Genomic DNA, 9,856 nt, shown 5'->3' on the forward strand with positions numbered 1-9,856 from the left:
CGACATGGTACGACACAACCGGCATACTGCGACCGACTGACTCCCGAATGTATAAGTACCGTCAGGGACTCTCTGAAGTTATGGACGTGCGTCGAACTGCCGTCGTGAAACTCGACCTTTCCGACGAGCAACGTGATGCACTCCACCGAACTGCCGAGCAGTACCTGTATTGCGCGAACCGAACCGCCGACTACTGTTGGTCCGACACCACCTACACCGAGTGCAGAACCAACAAGAGACAGGTTCGTGACGTACTCTACTCCGAACTTCGTGAGGAGACAGACCTACAGGCACAACTCGTCCAAGCCGCCATCAAACGCGCCGTCGAAGCCGTCAAAGCGTGTGTCGAACGGTGGAAGAAAGGGCAGCGTGTCTCTTGCCCGACGTTTACCGCTGAAACGATGGACTACGACGCACGGAGCGCGACCTTCTACCGCAACAAGGTGTCGCTGGCAACCGTCGAGGGGCGGGTAGAACCATCGTTCGTTCTCCCGGCAGACAGCCCGACGCCCTACGAGCGGTACGTTCTCTCCGAGGACTACGAGTTCCGCGAAAGTACGGTTCGATACGACGCGGTGGACGACGAGTTCTACATCCAACTCTCGACGCGGCGGATAGACGGTGACGCAGAGGTTTCGGAAGATACCGGGCACCCCGACCAAACGGTCCTCGGTATCGACCTCGGCGTCAACTCGTTGGCAGTCTCCTCGACCGGTACGTTCTGGCAGGGAGACGACTACGACCACTGGTGCCGTGAGTTTGAGAAGCGGCGTGGTGAGATGCAACAGCGCGGCACACAAGCCGCGCACAACGCCTTGCTTCGCCTCGGGAAGCGCGAAGAAGCGTGGCGGAAACAGTACATCCACACGGTCGCTAACGAACTTGTCGCGGAAGCTGTCGAACACGACTGCGACGTTATTGTGTTCGAGGAGTTGACCGATATTCGAGAGCGGCTTCCGCAGGCGAAGTGGCACCACGTTTGGGCGTTCCGACGCCTCTACGAGTACGTCTCCTACAAAGCGCCCGAACAGGGCATCTCCGTGGAGCAAGTCGAACCGAACCACACGTCTCAACGCTGTTCTCGGACGGATTGTGGGTTCACGCACGAGGACAACCGCCACGGAGAACACTTCTGTTGCCAGAAGTGTGGCTACGAGGTGAACGCGGATTACAACGGTGCGAAGAATATCGGGCTACGGTACGCCCGAAAGCGGACACACAGACTCCGTTCCTCGCCCAAGTCGGGGAGCGGAGACGCAGAAGTAGACCTGCGTGTGAATGGTGGGACGTTGAACGGCGAGAGTCACCGGCCTATTGCTGGTGACTGATTGCCGGGAGTCCACATCAAAGCCCCACCCTCAAGGACCGAGGCGCGTATGCGCCGAGGGAGTAGGGTGGGGTAGTTTACACAAGATGGCATACGACACTGCCAGACAGGCACAGCGGTCGACAGACAGACAGCTTCGCATGTGGGGCGTCGTCGTGGTGTTGCTCTGGTCACTCGTCGGCGTTCCCGCGATGGTTCTCGCAGAAACCGAGTTTGGACTGCTCACCACGATTGGCATCTCTGGGAATCTCGCCTTTGGTCTCTTTGTGATGGTTCCGGGGTTTGCACTCGGGGGATTGTCGTTGGTCGTCATGTTGGGGTCGTAGCCCCGAAATCACTTTTTGTCGTGTGAACCAACTGCCGAGCAATGAAGCGTGTCCGGATTACGATGGACCCCCACGACATTCCGCTGCCGCCTATCTACGAGCGGATGACACGCGGGGCCGAGTCACTCTCTCGGGTTCACATCGTCAACTGGAACGTCTCCGAACCGCCAACGGGTTTCCTGCTGTGGTTTTACGGCGATTATCAGCAGTTCGATGCTGTGCTGGCCAACGACGATGCCGTCGAGGAGTACGCACTCCTCCCGCGGACCGACGAGGAGTGTTACTGCTTTCTCTCTGGCGAGGTGGGGCCGGCCTCCCGGGCGCTGTTCGAGAACTTCACCCGCGGCACGCTCCTGACGGTGCCACCGGTCGTCTGTCACGACGACGGCAGCAGTACGTTCACGCTCGTCGGTACCGACAGTGACATTCAGGGTGCCGTCGAGGGGGTGCCACCAGGTGTCGACGTGACCGTCGAGCGCGTCGGCGGCGAGCGGGTCACTCCAGATAGCGCCATCGGACGACTCTCGGCTCGCCAGCGCGAGGCCGTCGAGACTGCCATTGCCGTCGGATACTACGCTGTGCCCCGAGAGTCGACAATCGAGAAGGTGGCCGAGAAACTCGACTGTGCGACGGCGACGGCTGCCGAACACCTTCGAAAAGCCGAGGCGACGGTGTTTCGAGCGTTGTTGGCCGAATAATCACTGCTCGGACCGACATTCGAGTAGTTTGCCGTCCTGTGGCTCGGTCTCCTCTTCGGTAGTGCGCCGGACGACGTTCTCGTCGACGTAGTACCACGCGTTCCACGAGTAGTCGCCGTGGAAGTTGGTTGTCTGTGCCGTGAGTTTGACAATTGTTCCGTCGACATCGACGTACAGCGTGTCGCTGTCGCTCGGTTCAGTGAGTTCCTCGAAATCTGCCGAGAGCGACGCAAGCAGCTCGATGTACTCGTCGACCGACTCGCCAGGGTCGTCGATATGCCTCGTCGCGTCTCCTGTTTCGGCGGCGTTGGCGAGTAGGTTCGACAGCGTCTCGTCGTCGATGTCGCTCGCAGACACGATATCGACGTTTTCGGGTTGGTCTGTGACGGTTCCCATGAGTCGGAGGGTTGGTCTGTAGATACCGCCACCGCCGGCATACTCCACTGTGTAGCCGTCACCGACCTCGGTCGGTCCCTCAGCTATCCGTCCGCCAAGTTCGTAGGAATTGACCATCGATTCGGATTCGTACCCGACGACTTTCTCGCGGTAGTAGGTTGCCTCGTAGGATTCGACGAACGACTCGACGGTTTCGGAATCGAGTTCGCTGGGCCACTCGACACCGAGATTCTGAGTCGTCGGACACTCCTCTGGGAGTTCTGACTCGTCTGTGGTTGTCGTCTCTGTGGGGTCCGCTCCACTGTTTCTGCTGGTCGTACAACCAGCCGTTGCGACGCCGCCGAGTGCGATGAGCAGGCGACGGCGAGTCGGCTTTGGGAGCATAGTTGTACTATCTGGGCAGTGTACCACGGGCTTTGTGGAGAGTGAAACGTTGCTTTGACTGACCGGGCTGTGGCCGGGAGTGCGTGCCGCGGCACGTCGCCGCGGCCGCACGATAACGGGGAAGGGCAGGGCCGCTGTGCGGTCGCAGTCGCTGTGCAGTAGACAACTCCGATAGCACCTGCGAGGGCTCTACCGAGCCCGAGCAGCCTTTTTCACAATGTTTTTGCAAGGAGGGTGTGCCCGCGGCTCCGCCGCGGTGCAACACCCGACGAAGCAAAAAGTAGTCGTCCTAGGCCCCTGCCTGCTGGAATGCGGCCTCGATATCCTCGGCCTGCGTGACACCGACGAACCGCTCGACGATGCCGTCGTCGTTTTCGATGATGAGCGTGGGGAGCGAGCGAACCTGATATTCGTTGGCCACGTCCTGTTCTTCGTCGACGTTCACCTTCTCGAACTCGACGTTTTCGTACTCCTCCTCGAGCTCATCGAGAATCGGGTCCTGCGTTTTGCAGGGGCCACACCAGTCTGCGTAGAAGTCCTTGAGCGTGACTGTCATGCGTTCTCGCACAACTACTCCGGCGGCGAAGATAAGGGTTTTCCACTTCGCGAGCGGCGCGCACTCGGTCGAAAGGCTTAGGCCGGGTGATGGCGCACGTGTATGTATGAGCAGCAGTGACGGCGGCGGACTGATGTCCAGTGCCGGCCTGGTCCGGTACTTCGACGCCGAGGACAGCAACGCAATCCGCATCGACCCGAAAAGTATCGTCGCGTTCGGTGCCCTCTTCGGTGCGTTCATCCTCATCCTGAACGCATTCGTCTAGAGAGCGGACTCGTTTTTTCCGTCCGGCCCAAACGGTCGGTATGCACTTCGACCAGCGCGAACAGGCCGCGCTCCGCGATGTTGGCCTCTCGACCGACGATATCGAAGCGGTATCGGACGCTGTCGCCGCGGCCGCCAAGCGCGATGCCGACCGCCTCCGTGAATTCTTCGACCGCGAGACGGTCTACTCTGATATGGTCCGTGCGCACAGTCGCAGCGAAATTCAGGAACACGCCGTCGACTTTCTGGATCTGTTTACCCACAGCGAGGACATTCGAGGCTATCTCCGATTTGATTCGTGGGGTGTGTGGGTTGCTGGTGGACGGATACTGAAGACGGTGGGTGACGAACCGATCGTCGTCGAGCTCACGCTCGGGCCGACGGTCCACGACCGGGTGCGCTTTGCCCCGAACCCCGGGGAGCTTTGAGCGTCGGGGCCCCAACGCCACCAATGACTGTCCGTATCCGCGGTATCTACACGACGGCGCTGACCCAACTACTCGACGACGTGGTGCAGGCGTCACCGCCGATTCGGGATCGGTTCGATACCGAGCTACCGGTCGAACCAGCCGCGGCGACGGTGACCACCACCGACGACCGGCAGGGTGTGGGTGTCGTCGGTGAGCGCGCACGCGTCGAGACGATTGTCGACCAGCTTCGGGGGGTCGGACGGGATACGCTCACGTGGGCGGCCGACCTGCCCCGCGGTGCCGTCTACGCCGGCGAAGTCACCGAGACACTGGGGAGCGGCGCCGTCGTCGCGGTCGGAGACGGCGAAGGGTTCTTGCCCTACTCCGGGAGTGCGCGACGCATCGACGCAGGAGATCGGCTCCGGGTACAGGTCACAGAGCCGAGACCACCCTGGAGTGACAGCCGGCCGGTGCTGGATACCACGATTCGCGTTCAGTCCGGACTGGCGTCGCTCGTCCGGGGAAAGACCGCAGGTGTCAGCGGCCCCGAACTGGCCGACCTCGTACCGACTGACCCGCCCGAGGGATGGGGCATCGACTGGGGGCAGGCCAGCGACGACGCCAGTCTCGACGCGCTGGATGACGCCCTCGCGACGCTTGCCGACCGTGCGACATCTCTCGACGATGCGTTCGCCGATGCCCCGGACCCGGCCGACGCCACACCCCATCGCTACTGGGGTGGCGAGGCGACGTGGTGGGCGTGGTTCGGCCGGGAATCGCGCTTTGCGCTTGACGAGGTTCGTCGCGAGGTGACTGCGACGATGGCGGGCCACCACCGAACGAAGGCAGCAGCCCGCGAGGCGAGTGCGGCCGTCGACTTCGTGGAGGCGGTGTGTGCTGACTCGGCGAGTGGCGACGGTGAGCAGCACTTCCCCTTTGAAGCTGTTACCCGACAGTTCGGGCCAGTCGAAGGCGACCAACTCGGTATCGCCCACGGCAAGCCCGACGGGCGGTGCTACACGCTCGGGACGGGCGAGGTCACCAGTCACGGAAGTGATGGCTCGCTGACACTGCGCCGCGAGATGACGCCGGGTGGCACCTACGACGCGCTCGGCGTCGACCGGCAGGCCGGCGACGTCGCTATCACGAAATTCGAGGAAGGCCGGTGGTGGTATCCGACGGTCTATCGCGGTGAAGACGGGACGAAACGCGGAACGTACGTCAACGTCTGTACACCGGTCGAAGTGTTTCCCGACGCGGTCCGATACGTCGACCTCCACGTCGACGTGGTGAAACACGCCGACGGCACCGTCGAACGCGTCGACGATGACGAACTCGATGCAGCCGAAGCCGACGGGCTGATTCCGACACCGCTTGCTGAAAAAGCCCGGAGCGTCGCCAGTGCCGTCGAGAACGCGCTCTAAATGGAAAGCAGCTCGAGTTCCCCGCCCCACCGTGGGCGGGGGTGAAGCGCGTACGCTCGGCTGCGTCCCTGTTTTTAAGGACTGGGACGCCCTACACCAGTTTGGAACCCACGTTATCGGCCTCGCAAAACCCGCGCACCCACTTCGGGGTAAGACGCGGTGCGCCGGGCCTGTGTCGCGCCCACGTGAGGGGGCGGACGTCCACGGACACACCCGCCACGGCAGCAACAGACGACCTCTGTTGCGGTGGCACTTCCGGTGTGTTCGGGTGTTACCGGTTCCACGCAAGTCTCTCCAGAGACGAGTGCGGGCGGAATTAAATTCGCCACCGGTCGTTTCGCTGGCTCCACGCCAGAGACCACGGCGAAGCCACGGGCCACCGTGCCCGTGGTACTTCACGGGCGACAACTCTTTCTAGGAGTGGTGTGCTATTTACTAGCATGTCGGGGGGAGAGCACAGCGACCGGACGGAGTTGAGTGCCGAGGAGCGAGAGGCATTGCACAGCGTCGAACTGGGTGTGGAGTGGTTACACCGCGCCCACGGCGACCTCGTCGAGTTCCACCACAAGACGGGACACGCGATGGATCACCTTGCGGAGGCCGAGGAGAAACTGCGCGCGTGTGGACACACCGCCGTGGCCGACGCCCTGCGCGACGAGTACCTGCCCCGCGGGGTCATCGACGAGGACCGCTGGTCGTACGATGTCCTGGAGAGCTACCAGGACGGGTTTCTCTCGGAGCTGACAACCTTCGAGGAACGCGTTCGAAACGATATCGGCGACGGCCGTCGTCACGTTACCGAGCGCCGACAGGAACGCGAGTGGAAGCGACGCGCCCGCGATGGAGAGTAGGTCCCTGGACCGTGTGCCCGTGATTTCAAGCCCCGTCCGGTCGTAGTCGGTGCTGTGATTTCCCCCGACCTCTCTGGCCGTGTCGCCGTTGTGACCGGGAGCGCAAAAGGCGTGGGTCGCGAACTCCTGCTGGCGCTGGCTGCAGACGGTGCAGACGTTGCGGTCCACTACCGAACCAGCGACGAGGCTGCCCAAGAGGTGGCCGACAGCGCCCGTGAACACGGCGTCAGCGCGACAACGGTCCAGGCGGACGTGACCGATCCTGACGATGTCGATGGGCTCTTCGACGCCATCGAGGCTGACCTCGGCACTGTCGATATCCTCGTGAACAACGTCGGTGCCTTCGCGCCGCGCCACTGGGAAGAGATCGAGTACGACACCTGGAAGACGGTGATGGAGACCAACCTCGACGGGACGTACCTCTGTTCGAAGCGCGCGCTCGCACCGATGCGAGCGGCGTCCTACGGCCGCATCGTCAACGTTGGCTACGCCTCCAGCGAGAAGGGACTAGTCAGCGCGAAGAACTTCCCCTATTTCGCTGCCAAGGCGAGCGTCCTGATGTTCACACGGATGCTCGCCGCCGATACGCAGGATACCGCCATCACGGCCAACGCCGTCTCACCCTACGTCGTCGAGAACTCCGACGTGTTCCCCGACGAACTCCCGCGTGGCCGCCCGGCGTCGTTCGAGGACATGCAACAGGCCGTCCGCTTCTTCCTCGAATCGAGTAGCGACTACGTCAGCGGGCAGAACGTGGAGGTGAGCGGAGGGTGGTTGCCCGAGCGGGTCTGACCCAATATTAGTTCCCCTGAATCGCGTCGATGACCATCGCCGCGGCGACGACGGCGTCTGTGGGAACGTCGCTTGCGTCGTCGATCGTAATCTCGTAGCGGTCCCGCAGCGACAGTTGCCCGTCGATGTTGCCGATGTGCTCACCGTGCCGGTCGGTAATCTCGTATTTGTGTGGGATGATTTCGCCGAAGGGGAGCAGGTTCCGGGTCATCGTGACGAGTGCCCCGCGGGAGTTGATCTCGGCGAGTTTCGCCTCCGTCTCGCTGTCGCGAATCTTCCAGGTGTCCTGAAAGATGGAGTAGTCGTTGTCCAGAATCGCGATTTCCGCACCCGTCTCCGCGTCGACGATGGCGTAGTTCCCGGCAACGTCGATGATGCCACCGGCTTTGACCGTGAACACCTCGTTGCCGTCGGGGTCGACGAAGGGGAACTCCTCTTTCATTTTGAACATCTTTTGTTTCGCGCGGAGAACGAGGTCGCCGGTCTCGTCGTAGGCGGCGTACTTGTTGCGAATGAGGGACTGTTCGACCGTGTACTCGTTTCCGTCCAGGTCGATCGTCGAAAGCTCTCGGCTGGAGGGCGACATCACCCCGAGTGGTCACATCTCTTTGTGATGTATCTTCTCATCTTTCCTCGAACACTGGCTGGATACGAAACTGGCCGACTAGGAGCCGTCAATTTATGTCGAGCGCATCGACGCTGAGTGCTGCCGCGACGACTCTCTTCTGGTCGATGTGCTCAGTCGTCTCGATATCGAGTTCGTAGGTTTCGCTGAGTGTCAACTGGCCCGACAGCGTTCCGATTTCTCTGCCGTCGGCGTCCTCGATAACGTAGGTGTGCGGTAACACGCCCATCAGCGGGACGTAGTAGCGGAAGAACTCGACGACCGGTTCCCGCGATTCGATGGACGCGAGTAAGCGTTCGCTGCTGCCGTGGCGGACGTTCCACGCCGGTCGCAGCAGTGCGGTGTCCCGTTCGAGGATCGCGAGCGGCCTCTCGCTGCCTGCGGGAACGATACGGAAGTCGTCGTCGACGGTGTTGGCTTCGACACTGAACACCTCGTTCCCGTCAGTATTGACGAACGGAACTGTTCGGTGGGGCCGAAACGCACGGTCGGCCCGCAGCAGTAACTCCCCGTTCCCATCGTACACCTGGTAGTGATTTCGAACCAGACTCTGTTCGACTTTGTACGTTCTCTTCGAGAGGTCAACCCCACTGATTCCGTCCACGCCGCCCATGTTCTATTGGTCTGATATGTGTTTCGAACTGTATTTATTGCTGTCGTTGGGACAAATACCGGCTTTACCATCTGTCGGATTCTGCTACGTCGCTCGCACTTTCTATCCAAACTCCAGACTCCTGGACGGTCCGACGGGAGAGTGTGTATCCTGCAGCCTCTTTCTGAGTTGCCGGCAACTACATTACACATTAGATAGAATGGATATGTAAATGTCACGTTCTTCGTCGCGACTCTCGACGGGTATCGATGCGATTGACAGGCACATGTCCGGCGGCATCGAACCGGGGAGTCTCATCGCGCTCGTCGCCGGGCCGACGATGCAGAGTGAAGCGATTCTTCACGAACTCATCGAGATGCGGTCGACGTTGTACCTGACGACGCTCCGAGAAGCAAGTGCCGTCGAGAACGACCTCGACCGGTTGTCGACCGACGACGTGTTCGTCGAGTACGCGGGGGCAGCTCAGATGATGGACCACGAACTGCTGAGACAGATCACCGGCACCCGGAGTTACACGCCGTCGTTCGTGAACAGGGACACGCTTCTGGATACCGTCTACGAAATCCTTCAGGACCTCGACCAGCAGGCAAACGTCGTCCTCGACCCAGTCAACCCGCTGGAGGAGACGAACAACAAGGACGCCTATCGCGAAGTCCTGAACGAACTCAAATCCACGATGCTCGAAACGGACGGAATCGGCATCTTGCACTGTATCACGCTCGATGAGTCGCCCCCGTTTCGGGACGTAACGCTCGCACTGGCAGACATCGTGTGGGAACTGAATCTCGTCTCCCTGACGAACACGATGGAGTACCAACTATCGATTCCGAAAAACCGAGGTGGATCGCCGGTTCTGGATGATATCTCTATTGTCCTCGACAACGATGTCTGGGTGGACGAGAGCAGGAATATCTAGTCCCAGTCGCGGGCCGAACCGATAGCGTTTCACTCCTCCGGGCCCTGACACCCGACTACGGAACCACACGACTGTGGCAGGCTGACCCTTCCCCCAAACAATATATAACGGCTTCTAGACTTCGCGAAGAATACATATCGAACCAAATCTGAAAGTGCGCAATTTTGCCGTATTTGTAACAGAGTCAAAAGTATATCAGAAAAATACCAATTCAACACTCGCTGTTAGTAAGGAGAACATATTGCATAGTCAAAAATAACTTTACTGCATCATT

General features: G+C 60.7%; 13 protein-coding genes. 9 read left to right on the forward strand and 4 right to left on the reverse strand.

Features of this window, described 5'->3' with window-relative positions:
* Positions 1-80: 80 nt before the first annotated feature.
* The 3 genes from WDJ60_RS05245 to WDJ60_RS05255 all read left to right on the forward strand — a co-directional run bounded on the left by WDJ60_RS05245 (position 81) and on the right by WDJ60_RS05255 (position 2,351).
* Positions 81-1,328, forward strand: coding sequence for an RNA-guided endonuclease InsQ/TnpB family protein (locus WDJ60_RS05245; RefSeq protein WP_340098977.1), 1,248 nt, complete (start codon positions 81-83; stop codon positions 1,326-1,328).
* Positions 1,329-1,413: 85 nt separating this feature from the next.
* Positions 1,414-1,653 (forward strand): hypothetical protein, encoded by a 240-nt coding sequence (locus WDJ60_RS05250; RefSeq protein WP_340098979.1) that lies wholly within the window; start codon positions 1,414-1,416, stop codon positions 1,651-1,653.
* A 41-nt stretch (positions 1,654-1,694) separates the two neighbouring features.
* Positions 1,695-2,351, forward strand: coding sequence for a helix-turn-helix domain-containing protein (locus WDJ60_RS05255; protein ID WP_340098981.1), 657 nt, complete (start codon positions 1,695-1,697; stop codon positions 2,349-2,351).
* Here WDJ60_RS05255 and WDJ60_RS05260 read toward each other — a convergent pair whose 3' ends face one another.
* Both WDJ60_RS05260 and trxA read right to left on the reverse strand, forming a co-directional pair.
* Positions 2,352-3,131 carry a hypothetical protein gene (locus WDJ60_RS05260; RefSeq protein WP_340098983.1) on the reverse strand — a complete coding sequence of 260 codons (780 nt, stop codon included), beginning with the start codon at positions 3,129-3,131 and terminating at the stop codon, positions 2,352-2,354.
* A 289-nt stretch (positions 3,132-3,420) separates the two neighbouring features.
* Positions 3,421-3,687, reverse strand: coding sequence for a thioredoxin (trxA, locus tag WDJ60_RS05265; protein ID WP_340098985.1), 267 nt, complete (start codon positions 3,685-3,687; stop codon positions 3,421-3,423).
* 106 nt (positions 3,688-3,793) lie between these two features.
* On the opposite strand from trxA, the gene WDJ60_RS05270 reads away from it, so the two are divergent.
* The 5 genes from WDJ60_RS05270 (at position 3,794) to WDJ60_RS05290 (ending at position 7,428) form a co-directional block, all read left to right on the forward strand.
* On the forward strand, positions 3,794-3,952 hold the full coding sequence (locus tag WDJ60_RS05270) for a preprotein translocase subunit Sec61beta (protein WP_340098987.1): 159 nt from the start codon (positions 3,794-3,796) through the stop codon (positions 3,950-3,952).
* Positions 3,953-3,992: 40 nt separating this feature from the next.
* Positions 3,993-4,379, forward strand: a complete 387-nt coding sequence (locus WDJ60_RS05275; protein WP_340098989.1) for a DUF7532 family protein — start codon at positions 3,993-3,995, stop codon at positions 4,377-4,379.
* Positions 4,380-4,402: 23 nt separating this feature from the next.
* Complete coding sequence (locus WDJ60_RS05280; protein WP_340098991.1) at positions 4,403-5,785, forward strand: ribonuclease FAU-1 family protein; 1,383 nt, start codon at positions 4,403-4,405, stop codon at positions 5,783-5,785.
* 440 nt (positions 5,786-6,225) lie between these two features.
* Positions 6,226-6,636 (forward strand): hypothetical protein, encoded by a 411-nt coding sequence (locus WDJ60_RS05285; RefSeq protein WP_340098993.1) that lies wholly within the window; start codon positions 6,226-6,228, stop codon positions 6,634-6,636.
* 54 nt (positions 6,637-6,690) lie between these two features.
* A complete protein-coding gene (locus WDJ60_RS05290) occupies positions 6,691-7,428 on the forward strand; it encodes an SDR family NAD(P)-dependent oxidoreductase (RefSeq protein WP_340098995.1) in 738 nt (245 codons plus the stop codon).
* Between the two features lie 7 nt (positions 7,429-7,435).
* On the opposite strand, the gene WDJ60_RS05295 is transcribed toward WDJ60_RS05290, so the two are convergent.
* Together WDJ60_RS05295 and WDJ60_RS05300 are read right to left on the reverse strand one after the other, a co-directional pair.
* Positions 7,436-8,014, reverse strand: a complete 579-nt coding sequence (locus WDJ60_RS05295; protein WP_340098997.1) for an LURP-one-related/scramblase family protein — start codon at positions 8,012-8,014, stop codon at positions 7,436-7,438.
* Positions 8,015-8,102: 88 nt separating this feature from the next.
* Positions 8,103-8,657, reverse strand: a complete 555-nt coding sequence (locus tag WDJ60_RS05300; protein ID WP_340098999.1) for an LURP-one-related family protein — start codon at positions 8,655-8,657, stop codon at positions 8,103-8,105.
* Between the two features lie 220 nt (positions 8,658-8,877).
* Here WDJ60_RS05300 and WDJ60_RS05305 point away from each other — a divergent pair, with 220 nt between their 5' ends.
* Positions 8,878-9,582: an RAD55 family ATPase gene (locus tag WDJ60_RS05305; RefSeq protein WP_340099001.1), complete on the forward strand. Its 705-nt coding sequence runs from the start codon at positions 8,878-8,880 to the stop codon at positions 9,580-9,582.
* Positions 9,583-9,856: the final 274 nt, after the last annotated feature.

This window comes from Salinibaculum salinum (genome assembly GCF_037645885.1).
GTDB lineage: Archaea > Halobacteriota > Halobacteria > Halobacteriales > Haloarculaceae > Salinibaculum > Salinibaculum salinum.

What these genes read in the sequence shown, in the direction of transcription:
- WDJ60_RS05285 (WP_340098993.1), top strand. Translation starts at nt 6,226, where the DNA reads ATGTCGGGGGGAGAGCACAGCGACCGGACGGAGTTGAGTGCCGAGGAG.
- WDJ60_RS05245 (WP_340098977.1), top strand. Translation starts at nt 81, where the DNA reads ATGGACGTGCGTCGAACTGCCGTCGTGAAACTCGACCTTTCCGACGAG.
- WDJ60_RS05255 (WP_340098981.1), top strand. Translation starts at nt 1,695, where the DNA reads ATGAAGCGTGTCCGGATTACGATGGACCCCCACGACATTCCGCTGCCG.
- WDJ60_RS05270 (WP_340098987.1), top strand. Translation starts at nt 3,794, where the DNA reads ATGAGCAGCAGTGACGGCGGCGGACTGATGTCCAGTGCCGGCCTGGTC.
- WDJ60_RS05305 (WP_340099001.1), top strand. Translation starts at nt 8,878, where the DNA reads ATGTCACGTTCTTCGTCGCGACTCTCGACGGGTATCGATGCGATTGAC.
- WDJ60_RS05250 (WP_340098979.1), top strand. Translation starts at nt 1,414, where the DNA reads ATGGCATACGACACTGCCAGACAGGCACAGCGGTCGACAGACAGACAG.
- trxA (WP_340098985.1), bottom strand. Translation starts at nt 3,687, where the DNA reads ATGACAGTCACGCTCAAGGACTTCTACGCAGACTGGTGTGGCCCCTGC.
- WDJ60_RS05260 (WP_340098983.1), bottom strand. Translation starts at nt 3,131, where the DNA reads ATGCTCCCAAAGCCGACTCGCCGTCGCCTGCTCATCGCACTCGGCGGC.
- WDJ60_RS05295 (WP_340098997.1), bottom strand. Translation starts at nt 8,014, where the DNA reads ATGTCGCCCTCCAGCCGAGAGCTTTCGACGATCGACCTGGACGGAAAC.
- WDJ60_RS05280 (WP_340098991.1), top strand. Translation starts at nt 4,403, where the DNA reads ATGACTGTCCGTATCCGCGGTATCTACACGACGGCGCTGACCCAACTA.
- WDJ60_RS05275 (WP_340098989.1), top strand. Translation starts at nt 3,993, where the DNA reads ATGCACTTCGACCAGCGCGAACAGGCCGCGCTCCGCGATGTTGGCCTC.